This is a genomic window from Geodermatophilus sp. SYSU D00742, from assembly GCF_054049935.1.
Map to the genome: position 1 here is coordinate 231,352 of NZ_JBJGYJ010000002.1, position 17,352 is coordinate 248,703.

Annotated in this window: 12 protein-coding genes; 5 read left to right on the forward strand and 7 right to left on the reverse strand. The window is 67.1% G+C overall.

Going from position 1 to position 17,352, the window contains the following annotated elements; translation table 11 throughout:
- Positions 1-240: 240 nt before the first annotated feature.
- The 4 genes from ACI78V_RS02435 to ACI78V_RS02450 form a co-directional block, all read right to left on the reverse strand.
- Positions 241-1,314 carry an NAD-dependent epimerase/dehydratase family protein gene (locus ACI78V_RS02435; RefSeq protein ID WP_456848556.1) on the reverse strand — a complete coding sequence of 358 codons (1,074 nt, stop codon included), beginning with the start codon at positions 1,312-1,314 and terminating at the stop codon, positions 241-243.
- Positions 1,311-2,060 (reverse strand): IspD/TarI family cytidylyltransferase, encoded by a 750-nt coding sequence (locus ACI78V_RS02440; protein ID WP_456848558.1) that lies wholly within the window; start codon positions 2,058-2,060, stop codon positions 1,311-1,313. The genes ACI78V_RS02435 and ACI78V_RS02440 overlap by 4 nt, the downstream gene beginning before the upstream one ends.
- 106 nt (positions 2,061-2,166) lie before the next feature.
- Entirely contained in the window at positions 2,167-3,342 is a 1,176-nt protein-coding gene (locus ACI78V_RS02445; RefSeq protein ID WP_456848559.1) for a CDP-glycerol glycerophosphotransferase family protein, read from the reverse strand.
- 517 nt (positions 3,343-3,859) lie between these two features.
- Positions 3,860-5,083, reverse strand: coding sequence for a hypothetical protein (locus ACI78V_RS02450; RefSeq protein WP_456848561.1), 1,224 nt, complete (start codon positions 5,081-5,083; stop codon positions 3,860-3,862).
- A gap of 954 nt (positions 5,084-6,037) precedes the next feature.
- Here ACI78V_RS02450 and ACI78V_RS02455 point away from each other — a divergent pair.
- On the forward strand, positions 6,038-7,144 hold the full coding sequence (locus ACI78V_RS02455; protein WP_456848563.1) for a glycosyltransferase family 4 protein: 1,107 nt from the start codon (positions 6,038-6,040) through the stop codon (positions 7,142-7,144).
- Positions 7,145-7,151: 7 nt separating this feature from the next.
- On the opposite strand, the gene ACI78V_RS02460 is transcribed toward ACI78V_RS02455, so the two are convergent.
- Positions 7,152-8,567, reverse strand: coding sequence for an O-antigen ligase family protein (locus ACI78V_RS02460; protein WP_456848565.1), 1,416 nt, complete (start codon positions 8,565-8,567; stop codon positions 7,152-7,154).
- A 318-nt stretch (positions 8,568-8,885) separates the two neighbouring features.
- Between ACI78V_RS02460 and ACI78V_RS02465 the strand changes: the two genes are divergently transcribed.
- Positions 8,886-9,947: a glycosyltransferase gene (locus ACI78V_RS02465; protein ID WP_456848567.1), complete on the forward strand. Its 1,062-nt coding sequence runs from the start codon at positions 8,886-8,888 to the stop codon at positions 9,945-9,947.
- A gap of 80 nt (positions 9,948-10,027) precedes the next feature.
- Here the strand turns inward: ACI78V_RS02465 and ACI78V_RS02470 are convergent, their stop codons facing one another.
- Together ACI78V_RS02470 and ACI78V_RS02475 are read right to left on the reverse strand one after the other, a co-directional pair.
- On the reverse strand, positions 10,028-11,311 hold the full coding sequence (locus ACI78V_RS02470) for a lipopolysaccharide biosynthesis protein (RefSeq protein WP_456848569.1): 1,284 nt from the start codon (positions 11,309-11,311) through the stop codon (positions 10,028-10,030).
- Positions 11,312-11,321: 10 nt separating this feature from the next.
- Positions 11,322-12,461 (reverse strand): glycosyltransferase family 4 protein, encoded by a 1,140-nt coding sequence (locus ACI78V_RS02475; RefSeq protein ID WP_456848571.1) that lies wholly within the window; start codon positions 12,459-12,461, stop codon positions 11,322-11,324.
- Between the two features lie 293 nt (positions 12,462-12,754).
- On the opposite strand from ACI78V_RS02475, the gene ACI78V_RS02480 reads away from it, so the two are divergent.
- The 3 genes from ACI78V_RS02480 to ACI78V_RS02490 all read left to right on the forward strand — a co-directional run bounded on the left by ACI78V_RS02480 (position 12,755) and on the right by ACI78V_RS02490 (position 17,347).
- Entirely contained in the window at positions 12,755-14,167 is a 1,413-nt protein-coding gene (locus ACI78V_RS02480; RefSeq protein ID WP_456848573.1) for a polysaccharide biosynthesis tyrosine autokinase, read from the forward strand.
- A gap of 862 nt (positions 14,168-15,029) precedes the next feature.
- The gene (locus ACI78V_RS02485) at positions 15,030-16,046 is read left to right on the forward strand and encodes a glycosyltransferase family 2 protein (protein ID WP_456848575.1); all 1,017 of its coding nucleotides are present in this window, start codon (positions 15,030-15,032) and stop codon (positions 16,044-16,046) included.
- The gene (locus ACI78V_RS02490; protein ID WP_456848577.1) at positions 16,043-17,347 is read left to right on the forward strand and encodes a methyltransferase domain-containing protein; all 1,305 of its coding nucleotides are present in this window, start codon (positions 16,043-16,045) and stop codon (positions 17,345-17,347) included. The genes ACI78V_RS02485 and ACI78V_RS02490 overlap by 4 nt, the downstream gene beginning before the upstream one ends.
- Positions 17,348-17,352 lie beyond the last annotated feature (5 nt).

Sequence of the window (17,352 nt, forward strand, 5' to 3'; positions counted from 1 at the left end):
TCGCCCAGCACGAGTTCCACCGTGAGGGCGCCGTGCCCGTCGAACCTCGCCCAGGTCGTGTGCCATGCGAGGAACGCATGCTGCTCCAGGAACGAGCGCACGAGCTCCGACTGCGCGCGCCGGGCCAGGAGGTCGAGGTCACGGCCGTGTGGCGGCGGCGACCCGGTGACGAGGACAGGGGCGTCCAACACGTCGTCGATCGCGTGCGCCACCTGCGACACAGAGCTCAGCTCGCGCACGTCACGCTCCCGCCGTCGGCGCTTTCCTCGCCGATCGATGATGAGCCACCGTGCGGGCGATGCCGGTTGACAGATCCACGCAGGCCGTCCAGCCCAGGGCTCGCAGACGAGCACAGTCGAGGACGACACCGCTGGCTGGGGACGGCGGTGCTGCGTCACCCCGAGCAACCCGGACCGTGGCACGCCCGGAGGAGTCACCGTGCCGCAGCACGAGCTCGGCCAGCTCCCGGATCGACACCTGCGCCGACTCGTCGGCGACGTTGCAGGTGAGGTCGTCATCCGCACACAGCAGGTGGAACAGCGCACTCACCGCGTCACTGACGTAGGTGTACGTACGTCGGAGGGTGCCGTCAGAGTTGAGGACGATGTCGGCCCCGTCCAGCGCCTGCCGCAGGAAGTAGGCCTGCACCCGCGGGTCATCGAGTTCCATGCCGGGGCCGTACGTGTGCGACAGGCGGGCGACGCGATAGGGCACGCCGTGCTGCGCTCGGTACGCGACGCACAGGTTCTCGGCCATGCGCTTGCTCAGCGGGTAGGCGCTCCGCAGATCGAGGCTGTCCATGGCGCCGAGTGCGTCCTCGGTGAGCCGGATGGGGGAGCCGATCCCTGTCTGCGGCAGCTGGCCGTACACCTCCATGGTCGACAGGAGGCAGACCGTGGCGCCGTGCTCGGCCGCGAGGGAGAGGACGTTGTCGCTGCCGGTCACGTTCGCCCGGATGACGCCCACAGGATCGGTCCGGTAGGCCACCGGGTCAGCCGGGCTCGCCGCGTGGACGACGATGTCGACGGGGACGGAGACCTCGATCGGTGTTGTCACGTCTTCGACGAGGAGGTCGACGACACCGGCGTCGATCGACCTGCCGAACAGTGTTCGACCACGTTCTGCCCGTCGGCTGAGCGCCAGGACTCGAGTAGACCCGTCCCTTCTCCCCAGCTCGGCGAGCGTGTGCACGACGTACTGCCCGATCATCCCGGTCGCCCCGGTCACGAGGACCGTTGCACCCGCAAGCCGGGACCAGTCCACGGGCGAGGACAGGACGGCCGCGATGTCCTCCCGCATCACCCCCGTGGTCACGACAGCTCTGTTCCCACGACGCTCGAGAGCGCTCCCGCCTCGACGAGCAGCCGGAATTGGAGCAGGTCGAAGTCGGTCGTCAGCTTCACGTTGCCCCGCAGACCCGGGACGAGGTGCAGCTCGGCACCGTAATGCCGCATGAGGTGTGCCTGGTCGACGAACTTGCCCAGCAGCCCATCATCAAGCGAGCGGGTGTTGACCTGGAACGCCTCGCCGAGCGGGAACGTCTGCGGTGCTTGGAGGACGTACATGAGGTCGCGCTGGGTGACTGACTCCACCGTCTGCGCCTCGTCGAGAGACATGGCGATGGTCTCGAAGCAGGGGATCGCCGTGATCGCGCTGCCGTGCTCCCGTGCGGTGGCGATGTTGCGAGAGATGAGATCGGCGTTGATCACCGGGCGCACGCCGTCGTGCACGAGGGCTACGGCGTCCTCGGGCACGTTGTCGGCCAGGGCGGCTTGCAGGGCGTTGAGGATCGAGTTCTGTGCGGTGACGCCGCCAGCAACGATCGCACGCACCTTCGTGACACCGAAATCCCTCACCAGGTCCCACGCGTGCTCGATGTAGCCGGTGAGGCAGGACAGGTAGATCGCGCCGACCTCGGGATGGGACTGGAAGTGCTCCAGCGTGTGCACCAGAACAGGCTTGTCCCGAATGGGGATGAACTGTTTGGGCAACTCCGCCTTGACCATCCTCGACCCCAGTCCGCCCGCGAAGATGACGGCAACGGCGTCCTTGGCTCCCACGTGAGGTACCTCCTCGTCACAGCCGGCGGTCCGCTGCAGTGGTCCGCGCAGGGTATCCGAGGAAGTGATCTACCACCCTGATTCGACAGGGAGTGCTACCGCCGTCCTAACGGGTCCACCCTCCCCTGCTCGCGCGAACCTCCCGAAGCTCGTCCATGACAACTTCAGCGAGCGCGCGATGGTGCTCGCCCCCCGACTCCAGTTGCAGGGCTTTGCGGACGCCGGCTCGACTCTCCGGGCGCCAGTCGGAGCCTCGTCGGACGGCCTCCAGGAAGGGCAGGATGTCGTCTGGCTGCTCCACGATCAGATCGGCGGCGATGTCCGTCATGTACGGCTCGCTCAGCCCCCGCCCGTCGACGTAGTCGGCGATGTCGGGGCAGAACAACAGCAGAGGTCGATCGAGCTCGAGGTACTCCACCCAGACGCTGGAGTAGTCGCTGATCATGGCACTGCTCGCGCCGATGAACTGGTAGAGCGTCATTCCGGCGGCGAAGACGTCGTCGGTGGTGATGACTCGGAGGCCACGGGCCTCGTATCGGTCCGCATCCAGCGGGTGTGGCTTCACCACCAGATGTACCCCGGCGGCCGCGGCGAGTTCTGCGAGGGTGGACACGGCGTCACGGCCGTTCTGAGCCTGGTCGGACAGTGCCGGAGCGTCCTGCCAGACCGGCCCTGACCTGCCGTTGGAGGACCGATACGTCGGCATCCACAGGACGAAGGGCGAGGTCAGCCCAAGGCGCCCCAGGGTGGCTGGAGGAGGGGGCGTCCGCAGAGCGACCTGCCGGGGATTGCCGGTCTGTACGAGGCGGGCGTGGGGGACGCCGAGGGAGATCGCCGCTGCGTGGGCCCACAGGGGCGTATCGCAGGTCATCAAGCTGAAGGGGATGCTGGCGGAGAAGGCGACGTTGTCGTTCGCCTTCGGACCAAAACCGTGCCACAGGTTGACGACGAGCTTGCGCCGTGTCAAGTCCGGCGAACCGTAGAGCCCGTGGGTGAACAGCAACACGCCCGCTCTGCTGGCTCGCAAGATCCCGCGGGCAGAGTTCTTGCCGACGATCTCAACCGGGGCTCCGCGGGGGTCGGCGACGGCCAGGTACCTCGCCGCCGCCCGGGGGTTCCCGGCCAGAAGTGTCACGCGCAGCGGCGTCCTGTCTGCCAGTTCGACCGCGGCGAAGAGGCTGTTCTCCTCGTGGTCCGGCCAGCCATAGACACAAGCAGTCTCGCTCGGCGCCAGGCAGGAGCCGAGGAGGCGATGCAGTTCTCTCAACAGCCAGCGCACCACCTGCGTCCTCACAGGCGCTGTCCCACGGTGAGAAAGTGTTGATGACTGGCGGGGTGGGGACACTTGGGATGCACTACCGCGCACGCGCCCATCCTGGGAACCTGCCTTGCTCGGGGCGAGACCCGTCCGGTCACCTCACGAGCCTTCCGGTCAGCGGGCCTGTGATGACTCGAGCGGGGTTTGTCGGTTCCGGAGGATATGACGACAGGGCGCTGTTGTTGCTGGTTACCGCTGTGGGAACAGGCCGCCCCCGGCGACTCGAAGTCTCATCACGCCCGACCGGGGAACTGACCGCCATTCGGCACAGAGGGGCGTCGGGCGGTTCAGCCAGGCGGCGGAGCGAGGTGCCCGGCAAGGCGGTCGAGTGGTGGGATCCACGTGACGCGGGCGACCCGGACGCACCGGTTGTCCGCACCACCACGGGCCGACGAGCGCCCCTCGACCCCACGGACCTGGACACCGTGGGGTCGCACGGGTAGGCGCGACGACGGATAGCGGCCGCCACGGCGTGGCTCACCTACGAGACATCAGCGACCCACACCCAGGAGGGAGCCGCGGTGTACGTGATGCTGATCGTCCCCCCGGGTGGGACACGAAAGGTGCCACCCGTGATCCCTGTCGCTATGCCGTTCAAGTGGATGGCGCTCACGATGCCGCCATTGACGAAGACCTGCACCGGAGAACTGAACGCGTTGGTCAGGGCGGTCGCCGAGGCGGGAACGGCTGGAGCCGGGATGTCTTGGACCCAGTTGCCGGAGAAGCACGTCTGACAAAAACCGTTCAGGGGTTGGGTGACCTTGATGGGGTGGTTCGTGAAGCCGGTGACCTGAACGAGGGCCGGGCTGTTCGGATTCGGTGCCACGGCAACGAACTCGCTCGAGATCTCCACAGGGCCCAGGGTCACAGGGCCGATCGTCGCGGCCGGCAACGCGGCGACCGGTCCCAGGTCCGGACCCTGCGCCCAGGTGGCCCACGCCCAGTACCCGCCGAGGATCCGTATGCCGCCGCAGGACTTCAGCGCGAGCATCTGCTCCGTGACGTACTCGATGGGTGAAGCGATCATCGTCAACTGGTTGAACCCGACGTTCAGGCTCGTGGCGGGGTCCTGGAGGATGCCGTACCGGGAAAAGCCGAGATGCGTGCGGATCATGCTGCAGTTCGTCGTTCCCCCATCTGCCTCCAGGAAGACGGAGGAGCGGGCGTTTCCGTCCAGCGCGCAGTCCAACAGAGACAGGTCGTTCTTGTTTCCCCTGGCGATGACCAATCCGTCATAGTTCCCGCTGAAGGTGCAGCGTGTGAACGAGACGTGGTCAGCGTCGACACCGAAGCAGGACCCGCTGGCGAACCCCTCCGCGTAGAGGTCCTCGGCGAACGACTGATGTGTGTTCGGACCGCCTGAAGCACCGGGGGCGGCTCCGAACAACACGCCGATGCCGCTTGCGGTGCTGTGTCCGTACAGGGCCAGCCCTCGAACGCCGACGTAACTCGCGGACACCTTGATGAGGGCGGTCATCGACTCCTGGGTGGCAGACGTCATTGGTCGGATGACGGTCCCGTACTTCGCGTTGGCGTCCTTGTCGCGACTCCAGGAGCCTTGGAGGTGGATGTTGCGGTCGAGATCAAGGGTCCGCGACAACTGGTACGTCCCCGACCGCAACACGAGGGTGCCGCCGTTCGGCGCCGCATCGTAAGCCGCCCGGATGGTGGCGTAGTCATCGCTGCCGCTCGGCGCTGGTGCCACCGTCAACCCTGCGCGGAGTGCGGTGACTGCGTCCTCTACGTCTTGATGGGTGGCAGGAGGCCAGGCCATGTCGTGGTCTCCTCAGTCGTGGGGTCCCCACGGGTCGGTGGGGGTCCAGCGGCCGGCAGGCAGCCATTCGCGTGGCGGTGTCGCTGTGTGTCTCACCGGAGGACTGCAGCAGACCAGTCCCACGAGTACCACCCCGGTGGCGGTGAGGAACCGGCGCCGGGTGATGGTCACGCCTCCACCGACCAGGCACCGGTGCTGGACCCGGTCCCATGCATGCGGTGGGCCTTCGGCGCGACATTGGTCGAGGACAGGCCCCCCGCGATCGGACGAGCGGGGGTGGAGGTCGTCGCGTGGAGCGGCATGGCAGACCGGCGGGCCGAGGTGGCCGGGCCGGTCCCAGGTGTCACAGGCGCCGACGGGTGCTGCCTGTCGAGAGGCGGCCACGGACCGACCGCCTCTGTGGTGTCGCCGAGGACGTCGGCGGCCAGGTGATCCCGGAGGTCCAGACCGGCGGACAGCCCCGAGGTCATGGCGGTTCCCCATGGCGGCGGCTGGTGAGCCAGGGGCACGGGCACGTCTCCGTTTCCTATGGAGGCGCCGCGAGGTGGCCGGGTGGTGGTTGGCGAGTCTCGACGTCGCTGTTACCGCGACAACGTAGGCATGGATCGTCTTGAGCGGTTCGAATCACAGCGCCCCGGTCGGGGGCAGCGCGCTGATCCGGCCACCCCTCGCCGGCGGAGTGTGCCCCTGCCGACGGTGAAGCCGGGTTGTTCGACGTCCGGCAGTCGATACCCGAGAACGAGCAGGCTGGAGTCCTGCGTCGGCGTCAGGAGCGCCCTCGATCTCCGGCGTCGTCAAGGAGCAGGCGTCCCGTCCTGCACAGTGGCCTCTTGCCAGCAAGCATCATCTTGTTCGTCGTGTCGGCCGGATGCCCAGAGGGGACGCATGTTCAGGTTGGCTCACCTGCCGTATCCCGAAGACCCGCCGGCCATCGACAACGGCAGCGCCGTGATGACCGTCATCCGGGGTCTCATGACGGCCGCCGGCGACGCCGACGGCTCACAGGCCATCCTCACTGGCGTGGGCACGCGTCACGATCTCCCGCTCACCGTGGTCCCTTGCCTCCGTGGCGGTCGAATTGTGAGCCTGCCTGCCCGAAGCGCGGATGTGGCCACGGGACGAGTACTGGGTCGGCGCTTGGTCACCGCGCACGTCTATGAGTCCCTTGCGCCCGTACCGCCGATCGACCGACTGATCGTCCACAACCGGCCTGGCGCGCTCCTGGCCCCCTTGCCTGCTGAACGTCGGTTCCTGTACTGCCACAACGACGTATTCGGGACGTATGGACGGCGGGAAACGGAACGCATCCTCAGACGCTGCGAAGCGGTCATCGCAGTCAGTGAGTACCTGGCGGACCGGATTCCCCGGTCCGAGTCGCAGACGAGGGTGTTCCCCTTGCTCAATGGCGTGGACACTGACGAGTTCACCCCGGGCCGGCAGGTCGATCGACCGAGCATCGTGTATGTCGGTCGAGTCATACGTGAGAAGGGCGTCCACGTCTTGATTCGTGCAGCAGCCCTCCTCGGCCACCTCGATTTCCAGGTGGTCATCATGGGTGGCTCGAAGCCTGGTCGAGAACTCACGCGATACGAGCGCCAGCTCAGGCGATTGGTGGCCTGTAACGGTATGGAGGACCGAGTCTCCTTCCACGGCAGAGTCGAGCGTTCACGCGTACCGGCGATGCTCCGGCGTCATCACGTCATCGTCGTCCCATCCGTCTGGCCCGAGCCGTGCTCGCTCACCCTCGCCGAGGGCGCGGCGAGCGGTCTCGCATGTCTGGCCTCCCGAGCGGGAGGCCTGCCGGAGGTGGCCTCGGGGTCGGCCCTGTTGCACGAGCCAGGGAACGAACGAGAGCTGGCCGATCACCTCGAACACCTGATCAGTGATGACCAAGAGCGTCGCCGTTACGCGGGCATGGCCCTCAAGCGGGCCCGAGAACTGAGTTGGCGGCACCAGTTGCAGCAATTCAGGCGTGTCGTGACCGACTCGTAGTCCTACCTCAGGCCGAGGCGGCGCCGTGATCACTCGGAGTCGCCTCGACACCGGGGTCTGTTCCCGACCGTTGTGTTCGTGTCCGCCCGGACATCACCCCTTGGGCGTGGTGCCGAGTAGGAGCCGCAGAAGGCGGATGGCCGCCGAGTGCTCGTAGCACGCCCGGGCCCGCGGTCGTCCTCTGTTGTCCAGGCGGCATGCCGAGGCCGAAGATGAGGAACAACGTCACCAGCAGGTTGAAGCTGCCCCAGGTGGTCTCGAAGAGCGAAGTCCACGCGAACGCCACGAGGCCGGCGAGTCCGGCCAGCCGCCAGGCCTCGTCAGTGGCGCGACGCCGCCACATGGCCGCACCAGCGGCCCACAGGAGGCCGCCGAACAAGAAAAGTCCGATGAGGCCGTACTGGAAGAGCATCTGGAGGTAGTTGTTGTGGGGGTGCGCGAAGTCGCCCAGAGCGCCGAGGTGGCGGGCTGTGGCTTGACTGAAGGGCTCGCCCCCGAATCCGATGAGCCAGTTGTCAGAGACGGTACGAAGTGTCCCCGCCCAGAGGTCGATGCGGATCGTATTGCTCGAGTAATTGCGGTCGGTCAACGTGGTGAGACGTTCCCAGACGCCGAGTCCCCCCGGCAGGATCAGCACGAGCGTCGGTGCGAGGAGTGTCGCGAACACCAACCCGTGGAGGAAGCGCCGACGCCACAGCGGGCTGTTCAGGAGGATCACGCCGGCGCTCACGATGACGCCGAGCCAGGCGCTACGCGTGTAGGTCAGCAGGAGGAAGGTCCCACCCAGGCACGCCATTGCCGCAGCCGTGCGGCGTCTGTTCGTCAGGACGACCGCCAGGAGGACCAGTGACAGGTGGATTCCGAACGTGACGGGGCTGTACGCAGTGCCGAAGGGCCTGTACTCACCCGTTGCAGTGTTGTAAGAGAACGGCGGAGTTGTGTAACCCAGCGCGAGCAGTTCCGGTAATCCTGCAACCAATTGCCAGGCTTCTACTGTGCACATGAGTATCAGTGAGTACGTCAACCCGAGGCGGATACTGGCCCGGAGGCGGTGTTGGGTTGCGAGCCTGAGGAGCACCAGTCCGCCCACGAGCGGGGCCAGCTCCGCTTGCGCTAGGGACACCGAGAGCCCAGCCTCGAAGTACTCCACCCATATCAGGCGGCACGCCACCCATGCGGCAAGGCCTAATGTCCACCATTCCACGGATGTCAGCCGGGCGTGATGCGATCGTGCTCTGTACAGCCATCCACAGGCGAATATCAAGCACAGCAGGAGTTTCGGGGTCTGTGGTCCCGAGGGCATGATCTCGTGAGGGATGAAGGCGAACGGAAGAAAGGCCACAGTCAGCGTCAGGAGCGGCGCATCCCCCACCAGGCCACGGAGACGCCGGACGCCGGGGAGCGCTTCGGTGCTGAGCGTCAAGGTGACTCCTCGAGCGGGGCTGGTAGCAGATCCTAAGGACCTCCATGCACCGATTGCGAGGACCGCGGACACTCGCTCGGATGGCGGGCGATCCAGAACGTCGCTGCGTGCGACGCGACGGTGACCGTGGCGGCCGACGTGGAGACTGCGGTCCCCGGAGGTGATCGGGGTCCACCTCCTGCTCACTCGGCCGGTCGGTTGGCTACCACGCGGGCGGTGGCATCGGCAGGCGCCCCCAGGGTGGTGTGAGGGTTTCGGCCGGCGCGCGGGTGAGTACTCGTGCAGTGACCCGAGGGGTTGCCCGGAAGGGGTGGGCAGATGTCTCTGGTGGTGGCGCACGATTACGTCACACAGAGGGGTGGAGCGGAGAGGGTGGCGCTCCAGATGCTGGATGGCCTGCGACCCGATCGTCTGGTCACCAGCGTGTACAACGCCGATACGACATTCCCGGGCTTCGCACACCACGAGGTGCAGACGTCAGTACTACAGTGCGTCGCAGCCTTCCGGCGCGACCCCCGCCGCGCCTTCCCCCTCCTTGCGCCGGTCTGGTCCACTCTCGAGCCCCCTTCGGCAGATGTCCTCCTCTGCAGCAGTTCAGGGTGGAGTCACGGGCTCAGTCGTCGCGCAGCGACCCGAAAGGTCGTCTACTGCCACAACCCCCCACGGTGGCTGTGGCAACCGGATGACTACAAGCGGGGGCTGGGCCGGGCCGGTCGAACCGCACTGCGGCTCATGTCCCGGTCCCTCAAGTCCTGGGACCTTCGCCAGGCCCAGACTGCTGACCAGTACATCGCCAACTCAGGGGTCGTCCGCGATCGGATACGAGACGTGTACGGCATCGACGCACCCGTCGTCCCTCCTCCGGTCGGGTTGACGATCGACGGCGACGTCCATCCGATCGAGGGGGCCGAGCCGGGCTTCGTGCTCACGATCGCCCGGAACCGGGGGTACAAGCGTGTCAGCGCTGTCGTCGAGGCCTTCCGCCACGCGCCATCCCGCAGGTTGATGGTGATCGGTGACGAGTCTCCGGGGCAGCCCGCTGCGCCGCCGAACGTCACGTTCCTCGGCCGGGTCTCGGACGCCCAACTCCGTTGGCTCTACACCCACGCCAGTGCTCTGGTCAGCGCCTCCAAGGAGGACTTCGGACTCACGCCGATAGAGGCGAACCAATTCGGCACCCCCGCGGTGACGATCCGAGCCGGTGGGTTCCTCGAGACCGTCCGGGAAGGCGTCAACGGCGTCTACTTCGACGACTTGCAACCCCGTAGCCTGCTCGCGTCCTTAGACCGAGCTGAGCGGCTCCCGCGGGACTGCGTGGCAGCATCTTCAGCACGTCACCAGCCGGACGTCTTCCTGCGCCGGCTGAGTCCCTATCTCTGAGCTGCTGTCGGCGTGGGCGCGGCTACGAGATGACTTGGCGAGTTCTGGGTCGGCTGGCATCTCGAAGCCGTAGACGCACGTTATGGCCGGCCGGGCCGTATGCGCCGCCGGACTTCTCCCATGTCTCTCATCCGGGGGATGACGATGTCGAGGAGCCTCCCTCCCGGTATCCCCCGGCGCAACTGGGACGCTTTGAACATCACGGAGAGAGCATTGCTCGCAACGACGGCCCAAGCGGCTCCGACCGGCCCGAACCGATGTGCCAAGGGGAGGATCAGGACGAGGAGTGCAGTGACACCCAGTCCATCTCCCCATGACGCGCGACCAGGCCGCTCCGAGCCGACCAGTAGACCCGTCAAGGACTGGCCGACTCCCCACAGCGCCGCGGCGATGATCAGAATCTGTGCCAAGCGGACTGACTGTGTGAACGCATCACCGAACAGAAGGGGGACGAGTATCGGCATGAGCAGGGCACACGGGATGCACAGGCCGAGGGCTAGTGCGACGGCGAGGCGACTGCTCAACGCCAACTCGCGGGGGTCTGACACCGTGACTGCTCGGTTGAGCAGTTGTCTCTGCAGTACCGGGAACACCGCCATGGGGACCTGGGCCGCAGTCACCGCGACCGCGTAATACCCCAACTCGTCCCGGGTCACGATGGTTATGAGTAGGAATTGGTCCAATCGTGCGGCGAAGCTGCTGGCGAGGACGCCGAACCATGTCCGTAGCGAGAATTTCGTCATCTCGCCGAGGTTGACGGACCGGTTGGGCGGGGCGGCCCCCGGCGGCTTGCGTTTGAACAGTGCGAGTGCAGCAAGCAAGCCAGTTGCTATGGACAGGAAAGCGACGCGCCCAGGGGTCAACTCACCCATGTAGGCCAGTGTCACCACCCCGACGAGTCGACCAAGTGCTCCGAGCCACAAATTGAGGTTCAAGCGTCCGTAGGCTTCTTGACCGGCTCGGACTCCCCTGTAGAACTCGATGACCGCACCCAGGGCGACGCCGATGCACAGCCATCGAAACAGTGGGACGAGGTCGGCGTAGGAACTGAGGATGAAGTCGGCCAGGATGATGAGTGTCGCGGCTGTGAGCGTGCCGGACACGCCTACTATCAAGAGGCCGATTCGCCGAACCTTACGCAAGTCTGCCCCCGCGCGGACGTAGAAGGCCGCAGCCAGGGGGGTGCCGACTGCCGCGAACGCATCCGCCACAGTCAGGGGGGTGAGCAACGCCGCGAGCTCACCGCGGCCTTCCGGTCCCAGACCGCGAGCGAGGATGGGGCCTGTGGCAAGGGACACGAGCGGATATGCGGCGCTAGCGGCTGCGCCTGCCGCGAGATGCCTCAATGACTGCGGCAGGTTCATGCGTCGCACGTCAGGTGTGCGCTCTCCGGAGGGCCGCCTGGTACGCATCTGCGTAGGCCGCCAAGGTGGCTTCTGTAGAGAAGCGAAGCCGCGCCTCCCGACGGGCTGCCGCGCCCATGCCCTCGCGGCGCGTGTGCTGGTCAACCAGTTGCGCCATGTAACGGCCCATCGAAGCGGCATCGCCCGGGTCGACCAGGAAGCCCGTCGTGCCGTGCTGCACCAGTTCGGGGATCCCGCCGACCCGCGTCGCGATCACCGGTCTTCCTGCCCACATCGCCTCGAGGATCACCGTCGGCGTTCCTTCGGATCGCGGCTCTGACCCCATGACGAGGACGTGCGTCTCCGACAGGAACTCCACGACGTCTGCCTGGTGCGTGCGAATCTCGACGTTCTCTACGGCGAGGCCGGAGCGCAGTTCCTCGAGTTGTCCGGGGATGCTCTCGTGCCCCGGGGGCACAGGTCCCTGCAACAGAAGGCGCGCGTCATGCGTCACGCCGGACTTCTCGAACGCCTGGATCAGCAGCGGTAGCCCCTTCTGTGGGTTCATGTTCGCCAGGCATCCAAAGGTCACACGGCCTACCGGGGGCTGTGGCAACTGGTCGAGCGCGGAGGTGGGAACAGGAGGGAAGAAGGGGATCACCGGCCGCATGGAGCGCGGCTTCTGTGACAGCCCGTAGGACCGTGCGGTTGTTGTCCCGGTCGTCATCACGACGGATGAGAGCAGATACATCAGAGGGACCAGGGCGGCGCGGAGGGCCACAGGAGGGCGCGTGTCGAGCAGTTGCCAGACCAGAGGCTTGCCTGTGATGCGCGCGGCCAGAGCGACATCGAGTTGCAGTAGTCCGTGAGCTTGGACCAAGTCGCTCGCCTGGGCGCGGAAGAGACGGGCCAGTCGCCGGACCTGGTGGGGGAAGCCCCACAGGTACCTGAACCACGATGCCGGCGCACCTGCTCGCGGTCGGCGAAGAGGGAGCAGAACCGTCCGCACGCCGGCCGACGAGAGCCGACGCTCTGCGTTTCCCGGTTCCCGGGGCAGGACCACGGTGGTCTCGTACCCCAGTGCATGGAGGTGCTCCTGCAATTGCATGATCTGGTTGTGGGCGCCGCCGAACGTGTTGGCCGGGATGACGGCGGTGATCCGAGTAGCCATGCTCGGGGTGGCCTCACATCTCCAGAATGGTGCAGGGTCGGCGCGCGAGCGTAGCCGCGTCCCGTCGACCGCGAGAGGTCTCGGGCGACCTTGTCATCCTCGCGGTCCTGCGCAGCGCCTGGCTGGGCGGTGGGTGTTGCGCGCGTGCAGCCCGTCGTGACGATGTCGAGGCGGCGCTGAGGTCGCTCCGGTAAGGGAGCGCCTGGGCCGTCTTCACTGCGGCCAGTACTGCCGTGCCGTGGGCTAGCATCCCCCTGGCCCTACCGGACTGGGTGCGATGCTACGGATGGATGGTGTCGGTGCCGTACAGGGACATCCTCGCCGCGCTGAGAAGGCTGTGGTGGCTCCCCATCCTCACCACCTTCCTCGGTGGCCTGTCGGGCTATGCGTTCAGTGCCGCATCGACGCCGTTGTACACGTCGAACATGCAGCTGTTCGTCTCCACGACCGAAGCCAGGACGGCAACGGACTTCGTCCAGGGATCGCAGTTCTCCCAGGAGCGGGTTGCCTCCTATGCCCAGCTCCTCATGGGCGAGGAACTGGCCAGCCGAGTCAGTGCGAACCTGGGCCTCGACATGGAACCGGCGGTGCTGGCGGGCAAGATAACGGCTACCCCGGTCCCCAGCACGGTGCTCATCGACGTGGAAGTGAGGGACACCTCGGGGTCCAGAGCCAGGGACATCGCCGGCCAACTCGGCTCCGATTTCATCGAGATGGTCAGGGTCCTCGAGACCACACCGGGGGCGTCGGCTCCTGTCAGAGTGACGGTCGTGGAGGGGCCCAGCTTCCACACGGCGCCGAGCTTCCCCAACACGCGACGCAACACCGCCCTCGGACTGGCGCTGGGTCTGCCCTTGGGGCTCGGCCTCGTCGTAGCACGCACTCGCCTCGACCGCTCCGTTCGAGACCCGGAAACCGTGGGAGACCTCGCACGGGCTCCGGTCATCGGCATGATCATGCAGGATCCGGTCCTCGACAAACAGCACGTGTTCGACCGCACCTCCACCAGTCCCGCTGCTGAGGGCTACCGGCGCCTGACGACCAACTTGCAGTTCATCGACGTGGACGAGCCACCACGGACGATCATGATCTCCAGTGCGATTCCGGGGGAGGGCAAGACGACGCTCACCCTCAACCTCGCCATCGCCCTCGCCGAGGCCGGCCGGCAGGTGGCAGTGGTGGAGGCGGACCTGCGCCGTCCCCGAGTCACGCGATACCTCGGCATGGTGGGCGGCGTCGGGCTCACCAACGTCCTGGCCGGGACGGCCGAGCTCAATGAGGTGCTCCAGGGTTACGGCGACGAGTCTCTCAGCGTCCTGGCTGCCGGCCCGTTGCCGCCCAACCCCAGCCAGCTGCTCTCGTCGGCACAGATGAAGTCGTTGATGGAGGAGTTGGCCACCAAGAACGACTTCGTGCTCGTCGACGCCCCGCCGGTCCTGCCCGTCGCGGACGCCACGAGTCTGGCGGTGCTCACCGACGGGGTCCTTCTGTCCGTGCGCTACGGCTTCACGCGGAAGGACCTGGTGCGGCGCACCGCCGCTGCGCTCGAGCAGGTCGGAGCACGGACCCTTGGCGTGGTCCTGAACGTCGTGCCGCCCCGAGCCGAGGTCAGCCTGGGCTACGGCTACCGCTACGACCTCAGTTCCGCCCCGCGCGCCCCGAGACATCGCTGGCGCCGTGTGAGAGCAGGCTCTGCCCCCGAGTGACCTGCTCGCCTTCGAGCTCCACTCGGGGCAAGCCACGTGCGGTGACTTCCGCGCGGGGCCGTTCTCCAGGCCGTGGCCCACCGTGCCGTGGCCCGTCGTGGGGACCTGGTGTTCGGCATGGCCCGTGCCCGTCGGCGCGCCGTGCTGCAGGCGGCGCCGCGCACTTCGTCGCGCACTGTCACGCTGCGCAAGGCCGCGGGCGTCGTCCGTACGGTGGGGGGCGGGGCTGGACGTCCCGGAGGACACGCTCGTCCGCTGGACCCGCGCACTCGTCAGGCAGTTGGTCGAGTCGCGTGGGCGCCGGCGTGCGAGCGGGAGCGATGACGTCACCGACCCGATCGGGCGCCCCCTCGAGGTCCGCCAGTAGGTCGGCGACACCATCGCGCATGCCCCCTCACGGTGGTCGTGGCTGTCGTAGCGCTCCACCGGGACGAGGACAGATCGCAGGTGAGTGAGGAATCCCGGAGTGATGAGCTCCTGACGCGCGGCCTCGACGACGCCTGGCACCCCAGGTCGGAACTCGGATGGCCGCGGGTGTTTGAGGACAGCGGGGGTTCGGCGTTTCGGTTGGGTACGGTCCGCTCAATTCCGGCGACACTCCGCATTGTTGAGTCTCAAGCCGTCCGAACGCGCGGGGAAGGCCTTGACTACTCCGGAACGAGCACGGCTGAATGTCTGCTCCGACAGGAGTTCAGAAGTGCGTCGGGCTCCGTGCCTAGCCCAGGCACCCCATGCGGGAAGGTGGCGGGATGGCTGTTAGGTGGTCGGCCGCCGAGTCGCAGGTCGCCGACCGCCCCAGTCGGCGGCCGCACTCCGGATGCCTCGGTGAGATGACGGCGCTCTCGTGACGAGTGGTCGAGGAATGGAGTTCCCCGACGAGGTGACTCATCCGCTGGTCACGGTCGCCATACCCACGTACCGCCGGCCGGAGATGTTGCGCTCAGCCATCGAGAGCGCGCTCGCCCAGACGTACACGAATGTGGAGATCCTCGTATCCGACAGTGAGGGATCCGACGAGGTCGCGGCCTTGGTGGAGGGCTACGGCGACCGTCGGCTGCGGTACAGGCGCAACGAGAGGGAGACGAGCGGCCTCGAGAACGCCCTCGCGATGTACCGACAGGCACGCGGCGATCTCGTGGCGACCCTGCACGACGACGACGAGTGGGAACCTCGATTCCTCGAGGTGATGGTCGAACCGCTCATGGCTGACCCGAGCATCGTGCTCACGTTCGCCGATCACTGGGTCATGGACGTCGGCGGCGCCGTCCTCCCCGAGTGGACCGAGTCCAACACACGGGAGCGGGGGAGAGCCGGTCTTCCAGAAGGCCGATACCAGCCCTTCACCCGCCTCGCTCTGGTGCACCGTGCCGTGTTCTTCGTGGCCGCGACGGTCTTCCGCAACGGGCTCATCGACTGGGACGAGGTGCCCCCGGAAGTGGCGCCACCATACGAGGTGTGGATGGCGTATCTGGCCTGTCGTGACGGGGGGGCCGCCTACTACGTGCCACAGCGCCTCATGCGCTACCGGCTGCACGACGAGACGGCCACGCGGTCCAGCCGACTCGAGAGGGCGCACGTCTACACCTATGACCGCATTCTCGCCGATCCCCGGCTGAGCGGTCTCAGGGAGGAGCTCCTCCGCTCCAGCGCTCCGTTCAGGGCAAGCCTCGGACTGAGCCTCCTCGCTGACGGGGGTGCCGATGAGGCGCGGCGTCACCTGTTGAGGGCGCTGACGCACGGCGCCCGCCTGAACGCCTCCGTCGGGCTGGCGCTCTCCCTGCTGCCCCCGCGGGCTCGCGCTTCGGGCATCAACCGGCTCAGAGCAGCTCGTGCGCGGCGGCGCTCACTCAAGAGCTCGTCGTGCCGGGGTGGCGCGTGAGCACCGGGGCGGCTGATCAACAGGGCCGCGAGCGACAGCTCCCATCCGGCGCCGGTCTGGCGCTGGCACCTCAGGGCGGTGGTCCGTGCCGCCTCTGCGGGAGCTCGCTCAGGGATGTCTTCGTGGACCTGGGGATGTCTCCGCCCTGCGAGAGCTACGTCCCACAGGAACGACTCGAAGCGCCCGAGATCTTCTACCCCCTGCGTGTCTGGATCTGCGCCGACTGTCTCCTCGTGCAGCTACCTGCGCACATCCCCGCCGAGGACATCTTCTCCGACTACGCCTACTTCTCCTCGTACTCGTCGTCCTGGGTCGAACACGCGCGGGTGTTCACCGATGACGCGGTCGAGCGGCTGGCCCTGGATGCCTCGAGCCTCGTGGTGGAGGTCGCCAGCAACGACGGCTACCTGCTCCAACACCTCGTGGCGCGAGGGATCCCCGTCCTCGGGGTGGAACCGGCAGCGAACATCGCCACCGTCGCTCGGGAGAGAGGCGTGCCGACGCACGTCGCCTTCCTCGGTGAGGATGAGGGGCGCCGCCTTCGTTCACGGTACGGGCCGGCTCGCCTCGTCGTCGCCAACAACGTCTTCGCCCACGTACCCGACGTCCAGGACTTCAGCCGTGGACTCGCCGCGCTCCTCGCCGATGACGGCTGGTTGAGCATCGAGGTCCCGCACCTCATGCGCCTGATCGAGAGGTCGCAGTACGACACGATCTACCACGAGCACTTCTCGTACTACACGTTGCTGACCGCGCAGCGAGTGCTGGCGACTGCGGGTCTGGACGTGGTGGACGTCGAGGAGTTGGCCTCGCACGGCGGGTCCCTGCGCATCTGGGCACGTCATGGCCGGCACGCGACGACACGGACCAGGGCGGTGGACGACCTTCTCGCAGAGGAAGCGCGCCGAGGGCTGCACACACTCGCGGGACACCGCGGCTTCGCCGAGGCCGTCTCGAGGGTCAAGCGTGACCTGATCACCTTTCTCGCCGCAGCAGCCAACGACGGCAAGCGTGTGGTCGGCTACGGAGCCCCGGGCAAGGGCAACACGCTGCTCAACCACTGCGGGATACGCGCGGACCTGCTGCCCTACACCGTCGACAGGAATCCGTTCAAACAGGGGAAGTACCTCCCTGGCACGCACATCCCGATTCTCGCGCCCGAGGCGATAGCCAGGGACCGGCCGGATTACGTCCTCCTCCTGCCGTGGAACCTGAGGCGCGAGATCGCCACCCAGCTGGACTACGTCCGCGAGTGGGGCTGCCGTCTGGTCGTCCCCATCCCCTCACTGGACATCGACTGAGGAGC

Excerpts from the sequence above, each read along its gene's own strand:
- ACI78V_RS02455 (WP_456848563.1), top strand. The coding sequence starts at position 6,038 with ATGTTCAGGTTGGCTCACCTGCCGTATCCCGAAGACCCGCCGGCCATC.
- ACI78V_RS02465 (WP_456848567.1), top strand. The coding sequence starts at position 8,886 with ATGTCTCTGGTGGTGGCGCACGATTACGTCACACAGAGGGGTGGAGCG.
- ACI78V_RS02470 (WP_456848569.1), bottom strand. The coding sequence starts at position 11,311 with ATGAACCTGCCGCAGTCATTGAGGCATCTCGCGGCAGGCGCAGCCGCT.
- ACI78V_RS02475 (WP_456848571.1), bottom strand. The coding sequence starts at position 12,461 with ATGGCTACTCGGATCACCGCCGTCATCCCGGCCAACACGTTCGGCGGC.
- ACI78V_RS02485 (WP_456848575.1), top strand. The coding sequence starts at position 15,030 with ATGGAGTTCCCCGACGAGGTGACTCATCCGCTGGTCACGGTCGCCATA.